Source organism: Pseudomonas cichorii, from assembly GCF_019719005.1.
In the GTDB taxonomy this organism is placed as follows: Bacteria; Pseudomonadota; Gammaproteobacteria; order Pseudomonadales; family Pseudomonadaceae; genus Aquipseudomonas; species Aquipseudomonas cichorii_E.
Window position 1 is genome coordinate 55822 of the sequence record NZ_JAIGPJ010000022.1, and the last position, 14733, is coordinate 70554.

Annotated in this window: 10 protein-coding genes; 5 read left to right on the forward strand and 5 right to left on the reverse strand. The window is 60.1% G+C overall.

The window, feature by feature from the left end; translation table 11 throughout:
- Position 1: 1 nt before the first annotated feature.
- The 5 genes from K5D32_RS16425 to K5D32_RS16445 form a co-directional block, all read right to left on the reverse strand.
- Positions 2–4576: an alpha-2-macroglobulin gene (locus K5D32_RS16425; RefSeq protein ID WP_221601072.1), complete on the reverse strand. Its 4575-nt coding sequence runs from the start codon at positions 4574–4576 to the stop codon at positions 2–4.
- Complete coding sequence (locus K5D32_RS16430; RefSeq protein ID WP_374107879.1) at positions 4573–5238, reverse strand: DUF1175 domain-containing protein; 666 nt, start codon at positions 5236–5238, stop codon at positions 4573–4575. The genes K5D32_RS16425 and K5D32_RS16430 overlap by 4 nt, the downstream gene beginning before the upstream one ends.
- Positions 5208–6983 (reverse strand): DUF2138 domain-containing protein, encoded by a 1776-nt coding sequence (locus tag K5D32_RS16435; RefSeq protein WP_221601114.1) that lies wholly within the window; start codon positions 6981–6983, stop codon positions 5208–5210. The genes K5D32_RS16430 and K5D32_RS16435 overlap by 31 nt, the downstream gene beginning before the upstream one ends.
- Positions 6984–7019: 36 nt before the next feature.
- Complete coding sequence (locus tag K5D32_RS16440) at positions 7020–7790, reverse strand: YfaP family protein (RefSeq protein WP_221601115.1); 771 nt, start codon at positions 7788–7790, stop codon at positions 7020–7022.
- A gap of 79 nt (positions 7791–7869) precedes the next feature.
- Positions 7870–8412: a hypothetical protein gene (locus tag K5D32_RS16445; protein WP_221601076.1), complete on the reverse strand. Its 543-nt coding sequence runs from the start codon at positions 8410–8412 to the stop codon at positions 7870–7872.
- Positions 8413–8846: 434 nt separating this feature from the next.
- On the opposite strand from K5D32_RS16445, the gene K5D32_RS16450 reads away from it, so the two are divergent.
- From K5D32_RS16450 to K5D32_RS16470, 5 genes are all read left to right on the forward strand, one after another.
- Complete coding sequence (locus K5D32_RS16450) at positions 8847–10478, forward strand: ABC transporter substrate-binding protein (protein ID WP_221601078.1); 1632 nt, start codon at positions 8847–8849, stop codon at positions 10476–10478.
- The gene (locus K5D32_RS16455; protein ID WP_221576289.1) at positions 10475–11425 is read left to right on the forward strand and encodes an ABC transporter permease; all 951 of its coding nucleotides are present in this window, start codon (positions 10475–10477) and stop codon (positions 11423–11425) included. Before K5D32_RS16450 ends, K5D32_RS16455 begins: the two co-directional genes overlap by 4 nt.
- A gap of 4 nt (positions 11426–11429) precedes the next feature.
- Positions 11430–12347, forward strand: a complete 918-nt coding sequence (locus K5D32_RS16460; protein WP_221576290.1) for an ABC transporter permease — start codon at positions 11430–11432, stop codon at positions 12345–12347.
- A complete protein-coding gene (locus K5D32_RS16465) occupies positions 12344–13984 on the forward strand; it encodes an ABC transporter ATP-binding protein (protein ID WP_221601081.1) in 1641 nt (546 codons plus the stop codon). The genes K5D32_RS16460 and K5D32_RS16465 overlap by 4 nt, the downstream gene beginning before the upstream one ends.
- Positions 13985–14090: 106 nt before the next feature.
- Positions 14091–14708 carry a glutathione S-transferase family protein gene (locus K5D32_RS16470; RefSeq protein WP_221593121.1) on the forward strand — a complete coding sequence of 206 codons (618 nt, stop codon included), beginning with the start codon at positions 14091–14093 and terminating at the stop codon, positions 14706–14708.
- Positions 14709–14733: the final 25 nt, after the last annotated feature.

A 14733-nucleotide genomic window follows, 5' to 3' on the forward strand; every position in this document is an offset into this window, starting at 1 on the left:
GTCAGTTGACCTTGACCTGACCATAAGCGGGTTTCGTTTCCAGAGCCTGATTCTGCGGCGCATAAACCTGAGTGAAACGCACCGACGGCAGCTTGAACTGGCCTTTTTGCGAGAAGCGCACCAGATGCCGTACCCGCAACTCGCCGCTCAGGGCGTCCACCGGAATGGCGTAAGCCATTTGTCCCGGCTCAAAGCGGGCCTTTTCCAGCGCCGTCGGCTCGGTCCCGGCCTTGCCCTGCAACTTGATACCCCAGGTGGTGCGCTCCACATCCGCACCCGGTGGCAACGGCACTTCGATCATGCCGTAGCGCAGCGGCTTGGCGGCCTTGCTAGTGACGATTATTTCGTCGAGGTACAGGCTGTCACTGGACAAGGGTTTGCCATCGACCGCCTCGAGGCTGAACTTGAACGCTTCGTCACCCGGTACAAGGCGCGACAGGCGACGGGTGATGGTCACTGCCATCGGATCGATTGCCGGTTTCCGGGTCTGGTAACTCAGCAAGGCCCGCAGCGGACGCTCCTGGGTCCCGGACAACGACAATACGGCAGGCACAGGAGTAGCCCCCTGCCAGATCCAGTACATTTCACCGCTGTCGCCGTATCGTTTCTTCCAGCCTTCACCCGGCGCCAGAGCGATGGTGGGCGAAGCCTGCTCGATACTGCGTTGCAACCAGCTCAAGGCCAGTGCTCGCTCCAGAGTCGATTGCTGTGGCAGCAGGCGTTGCAGCAAGGCATGGGCACGGCCCTGATCGAAGCCTTGCAGCGACAGGTTCAAGGCCTCGGCAAATGGCTGGGAACTGACCGCCAGACGTTGCTGCGTATCCGGCAGTTGGCGGCTGAAAGCATCAGGCAACGTCACCTTCGACTGCCGGGCCAGGGAAGCGGTGAGCGCACGCGCCGCTGCCAGTCCCAGTGCAGAATCCGGGGCACTCATGACCATGCTGTCTTCGCCACTGTCCAGCAGGTTCGCCTGAGGGCCCTCACCGGCTTTCGCCAGATCATCCATCAGACCGCCGAGCAAGGTGTTGACCGGCAATTGCATCTGTCTGGCGAACGACAGGATCAGCGCACGCTGCAGCAAAGGCGTGTTTTTGGCCTGTTTCGCATACACCTCCAGCACCCGCTGCCAGTGCTCCGGCGGCAGGTGCAGCTCCAGAGCCTTGCTGGCGTGCCAGTCGGCGTAATAGGCGTAGGCGGTCAGGAACGCATCCGGCTCGACGTCATAGCCCCACCAGGTAAAGCTCGCCGAAGGACCGGCCATTTGCACCAGTCGCAAGCGACTGTTCTGCATGATCAGGCGCAGGCGATCCCTGACTTGCGGGTTCGATGACAGGATCGGATAGGCCATGCTCAGCGGCAACAGACGGCTGGCCGTATGCTCGACGCCGCCATAGGGATAGCTCAGCAAATCGTCGAGGGCCGAACGGAACAGCGCTTGCGGGCTGTCATCCAGGCGCAGACGGATACCGGTTGCATCGCCGGGCAAGGTCAGCGGATTGTCGCCACTGATTGCGTCCAGGCTCTGGTTTTGCGTCACCTGCCAACCTTTACCGGTTGCTGTCAGGTTCACGGCCAGTGCATCGGCGACTTTTCCTTCCTGAACCAGTTGCGCTGTCCACTCGCCACTGGCCAGTGCAAACCCCGGCAGCGCGATGTAGTTGATGCCCTTGTTAAGGGTGACGGGCACACGCTGCTCGATACCGGCGTAATGCGTCACCAGCTCGGCCTTGATGGGTTTATCCGCCTGACTGAAAGCGAACACACCCAGATCAGGCTGGTCGCCTGAGCGGAACCGCGTCGGGCCGCTCCATTTCAGGTACAGCGGTTTCTCCGACCGTACAAACTGCTTTTTCTGCCCGACCTGACCGTTCTGGTCGATGGCACGGGCCGTGATGCGCCAGCGGGTCAGCGAGTCCGGCATTTTGAAGGTAAAGCGCGTCTTGCCGTTGGCATCGGTCACCAGCTCGGGCTCCCACGCAGCGGTGTCGACGTCCTCACGACGCGGCCGCTCCAGCACTTTCACGCCCCGTTCGCTGCGGTTGGCCTTGCCCGGCGCCGTCGGGCTGCCCGGCAATGCCACGTCGTAGCTGATAAACGACAGGCTCGCGCTGGTACGCACGTTATTGCGGCGCGGATGGTAGAAAAACTGGTCGATGGTCGGTGCGATTTCCGGTTGCAGCGCGTAGACCATTTCGTCTACCACGCTGACCGTCAGGTGAGCCGGGACCGGCTTGCCAGCGAAGTGTGTGGTCAGGTCAACCGAGACGATATCCCCCGGCTGGTAGTCTTCCTTGTCCGTGGCGATGGCGACGTCTATCTGCGGCGCAACCACCTTGATACCGGCGTTCTGGAAGCTGTACTGGCCACCTTTGGTGTACAGGACCGAGAAGGTCAGGTTCGGGGCAAAGTTATCCTTTACCGCAATTCGCGCACGGTATTGGGTTTCATTGAGTTTCTCCATCTTCAGCCAGTCGCCGCCCTTGGACAGCAAGGCTGTGGCCTCGACCTTGTCACGTTCCAGGGACAGCAGCGCATCGCTGACCGGCTCGGGGAAAGTGATCAGCGCCAGGGCTTCGTCGCCCACCTTGTACTCGGGCTTGTCGAAGATGATTTCCACTGTGCCCGGTACGGCCTTGACGCCGTCGCCGGTCACCGAATGCCCGGTGGCCCCCAGCAGGCGGCCATGCTCGTCCAGCAGGGTCAGGTTGTAGGTGCCCGGACGGTCGAAACTCAGGCTGAAATCCTTTGCTGTAGCCGCAAGCTTGTCGCCGCCACTGGTCTGGTCTTCCAGACGAACCCATTTGTAGCTGCTCGGTGTCACCGCCTTGAGTGGCTCGTTGCCGCCTTCATTCTGATAGCTGAAAGCAACCTTCTCGCCCACGGCACTGAATCGCTGGGGAGCAGTAAGACGGAAACTGGCTGCGCCACGGTCGATCAGGATTTCCCTGGTGGTCTTGACCCGATACGCCGCGCCATCGCTGGCAAACACGGTCAGCATGTAGCGACTGGGCTTGTCGGCAGCGGGCAGATCAAGAGGCGCATTGCCCTTGGCGTCGGTGGTCAGTTCGGTGCTGGTCAGTTCCACCGGGAATTGCCCGAGGTATTGCAGCTCATTATCAACCGTGGACAACTGCTGGGCGCGCAGGCTCAGGGTCACCTTGGCATTGGCCACCGGCTTGCCGTCCGGATACAGCAGCACCAGATTACCTTTTACCGGCTCGCCGGTGCCGTAATCCTGCTTGGCCAGATTCAGCGACACTTCAAAGTGAGGCTTGATGTATTCCGCCACCCGGAAGGCGCTGCTGTAGGCCTGGTCCCTGTAGCTGAAACGCAATTCATAACCGCCTGCAACGGCGTTGTCCGGCAACTGAAAACGCCCCTGGGCCCCTGACACGGCATCGAATTTCAATGGCAGCGATTGCAGTGCAGTGCCTGTGGCGTCGAGCACGGTCACGTCCACATCGGCAGCGGTCGGCGCGACGGAATCACGGGCGTTCTTGAACTCGCGGCCGACGATTTTCAGCGACACCCAATCACCGGGCCGGTACATGGGCCGGTCGGTAAAGGCATACAGCTTGGTGTCGTAGATTTCGCTGTCGTAGTAGAAGTTTTCCGAAACGAAGACGCCGCCCTCTTCGTCTTCACCAATCACGAACGAGCGCTCGGGGCTGACGTGTTTCAGTCTCAGCAAGCCATCGGTGCCGGTGGCACCGCTGCTCATCACGCCCAGGCCATCGGTCCACAGCACATTGACCTTGGGTGCCGAGCCGCCGTCATGCTTGCGGGCGGCCCAGACCAGAAGCTCGTCACCGGAAATCTTGCTCACGGCCACGGTATTGGAGACGAAGACCATGGTCGTGGCCCGGTACTTGCCGATCAACGCCTCCACCAGATACAGGCCCGGCTTCAACTGGCCCAGCGGGATGTAGACGTTACCCGGCACGACCGTGACGAACTTGCTGGACGAACCGCTCAGGTCCACGCCAGCCGGTGGCTGGATCGGCTTTGCTTCCCACAGCGGATATCGGAACTGTCTGACAACCGGCAAACCGGGGATCAGGGCAAATTGGGGTTGAGACTCGAAAGGTGTCGGCGCAGCGATGGCATTGCCCATCTTCAGTTCAGGCACTTCCTCGGTCACCTGCTTGCGGGACTCGTAAGAAAACGCTCTCTGCATCACACGACGGGAAGTGCGATACCAGTTGTCCCACAGGTAAGCCAGGGTGTTGGACAAGCCTTCGCCCTTGAACTGGCCTTCACTGACCACGCGGTGCAGGTTCTTCTGCCGCTTGAGAAAATCCAGCGGTTTGTCGATACGGTACACGCGAATGTCTGCGCCGCCGTAAGGCTCCATGCGAAACCGGCGATAGTCACGCCCCGGCGCTTCCAGGCGAACCAGCGCCTGTTCATTGCTGGAAAAACTGCTGTCCGCCAGCAGGAAAAAGCTTTCACCGGGCACCGGGCTATAACCGCTGGGCTCGACGCTGTCTTCGGCGTGAGCATTGGCCAAAGGAATCAGCAGCGCCAGAAGCAATGAAATCAGAGAGCAGATACGCAACATGCGGGCACCGGTCATTGGGAGAGAAAGTTGAGTCGATAGACGCCGATGAAATTGGGGTTGGCAGCGTCGGGTATCCATCGGGTGTCCTTCCATGTCATGAGTTGCTGGAGGCTCGCGGAGCGCATGCCGTTGTCAGTGGGGGTTGTGGTACCGGTGTGGTAGGCGATGTAGCGTCCCATCCAGATCATCAGGTGCTGGTCATCGCCCTGATCGAAAAACATCAGGTCGCCGGGGCGGGCCTGGGTCACGTCGCGCCCTACCAGATGGCTGTTGAACTGGATCAGTTTGATTGCATTCACATACGGGCCGACCTTGCCGCCACCTTGCTGCCATTGCCGGGCGAGCCCTCGCTGTGCCTCAGTCAATTGCAGTTCAGGCGGCAGGTAACGGTTCGACAGGCCATTGCTGCGCAGCCATTTCTCGTCATGAACCTTCAGCGCCTCGTTACTGGCGAAGCGCACCAGACCGGCGCAATCCTGCTGATACCAGCGCGGGCTGGGGCCCTGAGCCAATTGTTCCTGAGCGATACGCACGAACCAGGCACGAAACACCTGGGATTGCTGCGCATCGAGCGGCGGCACGTCACTGGCAAATGCCCGGCCGCCCAGCAGCATCGTCAACAGGACAAGTCCTCGAACAAGCGTGATCACAGGGCTTTCCACTCCAGCGGCAGCCATTGCCAGTGGCCATCGGGCTCGGTGCCTTGGGGCAGCGTGAGTGCGTATTTGCCGTAACCGCCGAGCTTGCGCAGCTTGGGAATCAGATGGGTCTGTGCAGCGTTATAAAACACCGGTTCCATGTCCTTCGGCAGGCTGCCGAGGGTTTCCTGCTGCATCAGTTGCGCCATGGAGCCGGGGTTGAAGTAAACCGGCACCAGGGAGTCCTTGGGCAACACATCGGCCAGCGGCGGGAAACGCTTGTCGAGGGTGCCTAGGGCTTTGTCCACGAGCTTGTCGTCGAGGGAAAACAGCAAGGTCGAGCCATGACGCGCCAGGCTGACTCTCATGAAGGCCTTGCCGGTGATAGCGTCCGGGTTCTCGGCATCGCGGGCCAGATACGGGCCGAAGTTGGTGCTGACCTGACGTTGCCATTGTCGGGTTTCGCCTTCCTGCTTCTCGACCACCGGGAAGACTTTTTCGGCGACGTTGGCCTCATAGGCTCCGACCATGGAACCGAACAGGTTGCCCAGGTCTGCATCCAGACCTGGGGCTTCCTTGGGCTTGAGGCTGGCAACCAGAAGTGGCGTGTACAGACGCGAGTCGGCGTACCAGCACAGGCCTGCCGAGTCGGAGATGTGTTCAGTCAGCGCCTGAGCCACAGCATCCTGCGCGCCCAGCTTGACCAGCAGCGGTTTCTGCTGGGTGGCCGCCAGCGGCAATGCCACGCAGGCACTGGCGCCGATGGGCATGGCTTGCCAGATGGGTTTGAAATTCAGATCGGGCTGATTCTCCAGTTCGTCCATGGCCAGGAAACTGTGCCAGCCCTTGTCGTCCATCTCGAAACGCAGGCCGGCGAAGTTCGGGATAAAGCGCTGATACCCCATGGCCAGAACACTGGAGTTGACCGACAGACGTTGTTTGACCTCAGGTTTGCGCGGCTCCAGGCCAAAGGCTTCGGTGAACAGTTTGTCGCCGTTGAGCAAAGCGGCCATGGCTTCGGTGGAAACGCTGCCGGGTGCAAGCGAGGAACCGCTTTCCTGCTCCTCGGACGGGCTCATGCCGGAAGAGGTCGTTTCATGGGTAGCGGTGTCCGGCCCTGCAAGCCTGGCCGGGTTGGACAGCACCACCAGCTTGTCACCATGGGAAGCGAATACCAGCGACTTGCTGGCGTTGTAGCTGAGCTGATAGAGCGGCACCTCGTCAGCACCCACTTTCAGCACGCCAATATTATTCAGTTGGGTGTCGTACAAGACCTTGAGCAGCGGCTCCAGGGTCTTGGCCAGGCCTCCGCGGTCCATGACCATCAGAAAATCCTTGAGCCGGCCATCCTTGCCACGCCACAGGGCGATATCGGCCGGTTGATCGAGCAGTTGCTCGATCAGGGTGTCCTGCAGCTTGAGGTCGTATTCGTAGATGATTCTGCGCAGGCTGCCGATCAGGCCGAGGCGATCGGCATGGGTTTCGTAATAGAAGACGAAATCTTCGGTCAGGGTTTCCTTGAGGAACGGCACTGCCAGCAGGTCTCTGGGCAACTGGCTCAGGGACCGGGTTTCCAGCAGGCCGTCCGGGCGGCTCATGCCCAGTCTGTCACTGGCAATTGCAGCCACCGGCACCTTGGGTTTGTGCATGAACCAACCCATGGCGCCGGCCACTCCCGCCACCAGACACAACCCCGCCAGCAGCACTGGCCCGCGACGGGAAGATTTGACAACGGGCGTATCGGCGGACGGGGGAACCGCTGTTGAAGTCGAGTTATCGCTCATGTTCACAAAACCCAATTCATCCATGGGACGGGATGATCAATAGTTGAAAGTCTTGACCAGCAGCAGGTCACCAATGGCACGCAGAGGCACGATGAAGGTTTCGCGCTTTTCATCGACGGTGTTTTCGTTGAGCACCAGGCTTATCTGGGAAGTAATGACTTCCTGTTTGTTACTGGCTTCATCGAAGTTGTAACCCCCGTTGCCGAAGTTGCCCCAGTAGTTCACGTAGATCAGGTAAGTGCCCTGCATGGGGGCAGTCATGGTGAACATTTCCGGGCCAGGCCCGTCGACGCCGTCCGGGTCCAGGCCGCCACCGTTGGTCAAGGCCGTGTGCCCGAAGAACGCATGCTGCCCGTCCGGGGTGACAATGTGCAGGTCGAGCTCGGCCTGTGGATCATCCCAACCCAGCACAACGCGAATCCGCGCCGGGGTTCGCTGACTGTTGGCTTCATAGAACTGAACACGCTTGAGGGACTTGCCTTCTGCACTGCGCACTTCGACGCTGTTGGAACCCGCGCCAAATGCATAAGGCCGGGCGAAACGTCCTTCTTCGTCGGTGTACAGATTCAATGGGTTGCCATTGACCGAGAGCACGTGCGGCCCGCGCTGGGTGCCGATAGCCTTGAGCTGGCCTTCGATCATGGTGCGATTGCGCTCCACGCCCCGGTTGATGGGTGGCGTAGGATAAGCGACCCGAGGGTTTTCACTGCGGTCCAGAAGGCCGTGGTAGCGCCAGCCGCCCACAGGCTCCGAAAGAGTTGCCGATGGCTCGGCCCATGCGGTGGTTGCCCAGGCAAACGTGGCCATGAGCGTTATCAAACGACCTTTCAAGGTAAGCTCTCCAGGAAAATCATGACGTCTGAAAGGCAGACGAAAATCCGGGCATTCAATTGATTACGGCACCCGACGGCGCAGGCTCGTCAGGTATGGGCTCATCAGGAACAGGGCCTATGGGGAATGTGCCCATGTCGGTGATGTCACCCGCCTCTGACGGGCAACCGCGGCCATCCGTGGTCGTAACGACGATCTCGCCACCGAGATACCAGTACGCCCTGTTGCTGTCGTCTTCTTCGTAATAACAGAGCGCCATGCGGCTGCCATCCAGCGCCGCAAGAATAGCCCAGTTCACGGAACCACCACTGCGACGATCCCAGCCTGAAGCGAGCAAGCGATCATCGACCTTGAGAATCGGGCTGATCATGTCTTCACCCAGCACCGCATCGCTGACCGTGGCCGAAGGTGCCGCCTTGATCACGGCGGCGCGAACGTCAGGGTCCTCGATGAAGGCGGTGCCATTCACCTTTTCCCATGGATACTTGCCGATATAAGACTCAAGGGGTGTGTGCGTCTGTTCCTTGCCGGCAAGGGCCATGCCTGCGGCCCCTGAAAACAACACGCCCAGAACGGTCCCTGTAAGCAAGCGTTTCATACCACGTCCTGATCAATACTGCAGTTCGGGAAAATCATCTTCGGCCTTCGCGCCAGGGCCAATTCTGCCGGGAATCTACCGCCACAGATAATCCCGGCCAATAGTACGGATGTGCTATCCCCGCATTTCAAAATCGCCTATCCCCTATCAATAGCTTGAACAGGCCCTGAGCGCTTTTTCATGACGCAAGGCAGCACGCTGCCGAAAACAGGCGAGGCCCGCCCTAAAAAGATGCCAATTAAGAATAATAAAAATCGTATAAATCACAAAAATGTATATTAGCTTAAAACCAAAAAGACTTTTACAGCCTCTTCTCAGACGAATAAGGTCTTAAAAACCAGCCTGAAGCGCTGTTCGACTTGAAGAGGATTTCTCATGCACCGCACTCAATATCAGGCATTGCCGGCCAACCCCGTGGACCAGGGGACGCTGCAATGATCAAACGCCCTCTTCCCATGCGCCTGCTGTTCGCCGCTGCCACTGCCGCCACTCTGCTGGGTTGCTCCCCTGCCGGTCAGGACAGTCAGGCGACCAAGACGCTCAAAGTCGCTTTTTTCAGGGATAACACCACGCTGGTCAGCCTTGACCCTTTCCAGGTCTACTGGCTGGAGCATCGGGTAGTGCTGCGCAATATTGCCGAATCCTTGACCGATCAGGACCCGCAGACCGGCAAGATCATTCCCTGGCTGGCAGAGCGCTGGGAAGTGAGCGACAACGCGCTGGAATACACCTTTCACCTGCGCAAGGACGTGACGTTCAGCAACGGCACGCGCTTCGATGCCCAGGCGGTGAAGGCCGCCTATGACTCCAACAAGGCTTTCGCCGCCCAGTTGCCGAGCACCTTTGGCGCGACTTATCTGGCAGGCTACGACCACGCCGAGGTGCTGGACGACTTTACCGTCAAGCTGGTGCTGGCCAGGCCCAATGCCGGCTTTCTGCAGGCCACGTCAACCACCAACCTCTCGATTCTGGCTCCGGAATCCTACAAGCTCACTGCCAAGGAGCGTTCGCTGGGCGCAATCATTGGCACCGGGCCTTTCGTGCTGGAGCGCTACACACCCGAAAGCGGCCTGCGCCTGACCAAACGTAAAGGCTATGCCTGGCCATCGGCCAATGCCCAGAACAAGGGCGAGGCGCATCTGGATACGGTCGAGGTCAGTTACGTGCCGGAAGAAAGCGTGCGCAACGGCCAGTTCGTACAGGGCCAGGTCGATATTCTCTGGCCGCGCAATCCGTTCTCCGAAGTGGACCTGAACCTGTTCAAGTCCAAAGGTGCCACCATCCAGAGCCGTTCCCTGCCCGGCCCGGCCTTGAACATCTACCCCAATACCCGTGGGACGCGAATCCTGGCCGATCGCAATGTGCGTCTGGCGCTGCAAAAAGGCATCGACCGCAAGACTTACGCCGCAACTGTCTACAACGCGCAGTTCCCGGTGGTTTCCAGCGTCTACGACATCACCACACCCTACTACAAGAACCTGGGCGACAAGCTTGCCTATGATCCTCAGGGTGCCGAACGCCTGCTCGAAGAATCCGGCTGGCAGAAAAATGCCGATGGCTATCGCTACAAGGACGGTAAGCGATTGAAGCTTTCCTACAACCTGTCGCCTTCCGAAAGCGCTGGCGATGTGCTGATCCAGGATCAGCTGCGCAAGATCGGTATCGAACTCAAGCTTAGCGTCGTAACGACGGCGGAATGGGCGGCGGCCAACGCCGCAGGTAACTACGACCTGACCTTCGCCTATATGACCCGCGCCGACCCAATCGTCCTGCAGACCATCATCGATCCGCGCAGTGCCAACAGCTCGACCCTGGCCACCAACCTTTACGAGCCGCAAACCCTGCCAAAGGCACTGGAACTGTTCGATGCCGGGCTGACCGCCACTCGCGCCGAACAACGGGCGCAAGCCTATGGCGACTTGCAGAACCTGCTGATCGACGAAGGCTCGGCGTTCCCCATCTATGAACGAGTCTGGCAAGCCGCGACCGCCAAGAAAGTGCGCAACTTCCACTGGACCGCCGAAGGCTTTGCACTGTTCAACGACATCGAGATCGCAGCGCCATGAGCCGCTATGTCCTTGGCCGGATTGCCCAGGCGCTGCTGGTACTCTGGGGTGCCTACAGCATCACCTATTTCATTCTGTATCTGCTGCCCGGCGACACACTGTCCATCATGCTCAGTGCCTCCGGTGTCGAGATCGATGCCCTGTCAGAGCAGGACCTCGCTCAGGCCCGGTTGTATTACGGGCTGGATCGTGGCGTCTTCGAGCAATACATCGACCTGTTATGGGGCGCGGTTCAGGGTGACTTCGGCAATTCGCTGACGCTCAACCGCCCCGTTTCAGAACTGCTGGTCGAGCGGCTGCCGCAAACCATGGCTCTGGCGGGCCTGGCCATTGTACTGTCGCTGATTGGCGGGGTTGGTCTGGCTTACCTCACCGCTTACGTGCGCTGGCAGCCGTTGAAGGTGGCCCTGTCGCGACTGCCTTCACTGGGCTTTTCGGTGCCGGTGTTCTGGATGGGGCTGTTGCTGATCCAGTTGTTCGCTTTCAGCCTCGGCTGGTTTCCGGCCACCGGCAATCAGGGCTTTTCCAGCCTGATATTGCCTGCGGTCACTCTGGCGATTCCCAGCGCTGCGGTTTACGCCCAGGTGCTGTTGCGCGGCTTTCAGGGTGTGTGGAAAGAACCCTATATCGTCACCGCCTACGCCAAAGGCCTGAGCCGGGCTCAGGTTCAGGCGCGCCATGCTTTCAAGAACGCGGCCTTGCCGCTGCTGACGCTGATCGGCCTGCAGGTGGGCAATACCGTTTCCGGCGCCGTGCTGGTGGAAACCATCTTCGCCCGCGCCGGCGTCGGTCGTCTTGCTCAGGAAGCGGTGCTGCGCCAGGACATTCCGGTGGTGCTGGCCATCGTTGCCGTCTCGGCTGCCGCGTTCGTGGTGGTCAATCTGATCGTCGATCTGCTCTACCCCGCGCTGGATCCGCGCATCGCCCACACGCCAAAGGTCTCCTGACACCATGACCATTTTCGATAATCGCCTTGCACGTCTGGCTCGCCTTGTCAGCCGCAATGAAGCGCAGCCTGCGACCCAATGGCGGCGGCGCAGCAGCCTGAGCCGTGCTTTCGATGCGGCCCTGCCGTTGTTGCGTCGCCCCGGATTTCTGCTGGCCGTGGCTATCGTTGCCTTTGCATTGCTGGCCGCTATCGTGCCGACCCTGCTCAGCAGTTATGAGCCCTACGCCACCTCACCCGCCGACAAGCTGACGCCGCCCAATGCCGTACACTGGTTCGGCACCGACGAACTGGGGCGTGACCTGTATACCCGCGTGGTGCATGGCTCCAGCCTGTCGGTGCAGGCAGCCTTGCTGGCCGTCGGCATCGCCATGGCCGGCGGCCTCAGCCTTGGGGTGATTTCCGGTTTTGCAGGCGGACGCATCGATGCCGTGATCATGCGTTTCATCGATGTATTGCTGGCGCTGCCCGGCCTGTTGCTGGCTCTGGCCATTGTCACGGCCATCGGCTTTGGCACCATTCCGGTGGCCATTGCGGTAGGTGTCGGGATCATTCCCGGCTTCGCCCGTACTACCCGCGCCGAAGTGCTGCGCGTCAAGACCTTGCCTTACGTTGAAGCGGCACGCCTGGGTGGCGCAAGCTGGACCCGGACCATGCTGCGCCACATTCTGCCCAATGCCTGGGGACCGGTTGCCGTGCTGGCCACCCTGGATTTCGGCGCGGCGATTCTGGCCACCGCCGGCCTGAGCTTTCTCGGCTTTGGCGCAGAACCGCCAGCCGCCGAATGGGGCACGCTGATTGCCAATGGCCGTCACTTCCTGATGACCGCACCCTGGGTGTCGCTATTGCCCGGCCTGTTTCTGGTGGCCGTGGTGTTCAGCTTCAACCATATCGCCCGCACTCTGGAAGAGACTCAACGATGACTGACACGCCGCAACTGATTGATCTCCAGAACCTGAGCGTGACCTATCGTTTCAACGGGCAGCTCACTCAAGCCGTGCGCAACGTTTCCTTCCAGATAGGCAGAGGCGAAACCGTGGCGATTGTCGGCGAATCCGGTTCCGGCAAATCAACCATCGCCAACTCGATTCTCGGCCTGCTACCGGATAACGCGACCATCACCCACGGCGAACTGCGAGTCGATGGCAACGACCTGAGCCACGCATCTGAACGGGAAAAGCGGCGGATTCGTGGCAGCATCATCGGCCTGGTGCCTCAGGACCCGATGGTCAGCCTCAACCCGACTCTGCGCATTGGCCAGCAGATTGCCGAAGCGCTGATCCAGGCCCACGGTCGCCGCTACCCGGCCATCGACGCCGATGTAGTGGAATTGCTGGAACAGGTCGGCCTCGACAAACCGGTGCTGCGCGCCCGGCAATACCCCCACGAGCTGTCCGGCGGCATGCGCCAGCGGGTGCTGATCGCCATCGCGCTGGCGGGTAATCCGCGACTGATCATCGCCGACGAGCCTACCAGCGCTCTGGATGTCACGGTGCAACGCAAGATTCTCGACCACCTGCAACGTCTGGTGGGCGAGCGAGGCATTTCCCTGCTGATCATCACCCACGACCTTGGCGTGGCAGCGGACCGCGCAGACCGGGTGCTGGTGATGAAAAGCGGTGAACTGGTGGAACAAGGTCCGCCACGGCAGATCCTTGTAAACCCCGAACACAGCTACACCCGCGCATTGATTGCCGCAGCGCCTGCCTTCGGCCAGCGCAAAAGCCCGGCAACGCCCCGCTCTATCTCGCCCGACACTACGCCGTTGCTGACCCTGAGCAATATCGGCAAGACCTACCGCCTGCCTTATGTGAAAGGCGAAGACGCCGACTTCCAGGCTTTGCAGGACGTCAACTTCAAGGTCTATCCGGGGCAAACACTGGCGATTGTCGGCGAATCCGGCTCGGGCAAAAGCACGGCATTGCGCATCGCCCTGGGCCTGGAAAAGCCCACCCAGGGACGGGTGCTGTTCGAGGATCGCGACGTCACCGACCTCGGCTGGAACGAATTCAGGCCATTGCGGCGACGTATCCAGCTGGTTCAACAGAACCCGTTCGGCGCCCTCGACCCACGCTTCACCCTGTTTGAAAGCATCGTTGAACCGCTGGTTTCCTTTGGCCTGCTCAAGGGCCGGGCACTGGAACAGGCGGCACGCCAGTTGATCGAGCGGGTTCACCTGCCAACGTCGTACCTGGACCGACTGCCTCGCGAACTGTCAGGCGGACAACGCCAGCGAGTGGCGATTGCCAGAGCGCTTGCCCTGCAACCGGACCTTTTGCTGCTTGATGAACCGGTCTCGGCACTGGATGTTTCCGTACAGGCGCAGATCCTCGACCTGCTCGTCGAGCTGCAAAAAGAACTGGGCATCGCTTATGTACTGGTTTCCCACGACCTTGCGGTAGTCGCCAGCGTCGCCCATCAGGTACTGGTGCTCAAACACGGCAAGACCGTCGAGCAAGGCCTGGCCAGCGATGTCTTCGAGCGGCCCGAGGCGGCTTACACTCAAGAGCTTATTGCCGCGATACCGGGTCGGAGTCTGGAGTTGCAGACTGCTTTATAAGAGCAGCCTCATAAAATAATTTATGAGGCGCTGCAAATATCCTTGTTGGCCACAGGTCAGGCAGACCTCTAGGATGCCTGATCGCTCATCGCCTCAAGGAAAGACCATGATAAGGCTGCATCATCTGAACCAGTCCCGCTCCATCCGAACTCTCTGGCTGCTGGAAGAGATTGGCGCGCCATACGACATCGAGTTCTACCGCCGCGACAGCAAGACCCATTTTGCACCCGAGTCCTTGAAGGCGATCCATCCGCTGGGCAAATCCCCGGTGATCGAACTGGATGGCAAGGTCGTTGCCGAGTCCGGCGCCATCACCGAAATCCTCATCGAACGCTTCGCACCGCACCTCGCGCCTGAAAAACACACCGCAGACTATCTGGACTACCTGCAATGGCTGCACTTTTCCGAAAGCTCGGCCATGCTCCCGCCGCTATTGAAAATCTTTGCCCAACGCGAAACGGCCACCCTTTCCTTTCTGCCCGGCTATGCGCAGGTGGAATGCGAAAAGGTCTTTGGCTATCTGAACCGGCAACTGGAAAACAAGACATTCCTGGTCGGCGAAAAGCTCAGCGGTGCGGACTTCATGATGCTGTTCGTGGCCGAGCTGGTCGAGCGATTGGAGAAGCCGCAAGCCTACGCCAATATCCAGCGCTATCTGGTCACCCTGAAGAACCTTGATAGCTGGAAAAGTGCGCAGGCCCGTGAGGCTGAGGCTTACAGGTAAGCTCAATTACATCCTGCTCAGAAGA

What these genes read in the sequence shown, in the direction of transcription:
- K5D32_RS16455 (WP_221576289.1), top strand. Translation starts at nt 10,475, where the DNA reads ATGAGCCGCTATGTCCTTGGCCGGATTGCCCAGGCGCTGCTGGTACTC.
- K5D32_RS16435 (WP_221601114.1), bottom strand. Translation starts at nt 6,983, where the DNA reads ATGAGCGATAACTCGACTTCAACAGCGGTTCCCCCGTCCGCCGATACG.
- K5D32_RS16460 (WP_221576290.1), top strand. Translation starts at nt 11,430, where the DNA reads ATGACCATTTTCGATAATCGCCTTGCACGTCTGGCTCGCCTTGTCAGC.
- K5D32_RS16465 (WP_221601081.1), top strand. Translation starts at nt 12,344, where the DNA reads ATGACTGACACGCCGCAACTGATTGATCTCCAGAACCTGAGCGTGACC.
- K5D32_RS16430 (WP_374107879.1), bottom strand. Translation starts at nt 5,238, where the DNA reads ATGGCTGCCGCTGGAGTGGAAAGCCCTGTGATCACGCTTGTTCGAGGA.
- K5D32_RS16470 (WP_221593121.1), top strand. Translation starts at nt 14,091, where the DNA reads ATGATAAGGCTGCATCATCTGAACCAGTCCCGCTCCATCCGAACTCTC.
- K5D32_RS16425 (WP_221601072.1), bottom strand. Translation starts at nt 4,576, where the DNA reads ATGACCGGTGCCCGCATGTTGCGTATCTGCTCTCTGATTTCATTGCTT.
- K5D32_RS16440 (WP_221601115.1), bottom strand. Translation starts at nt 7,790, where the DNA reads ATGGCCACGTTTGCCTGGGCAACCACCGCATGGGCCGAGCCATCGGCA.
- K5D32_RS16450 (WP_221601078.1), top strand. Translation starts at nt 8,847, where the DNA reads ATGATCAAACGCCCTCTTCCCATGCGCCTGCTGTTCGCCGCTGCCACT.
- K5D32_RS16445 (WP_221601076.1), bottom strand. Translation starts at nt 8,412, where the DNA reads ATGAAACGCTTGCTTACAGGGACCGTTCTGGGCGTGTTGTTTTCAGGG.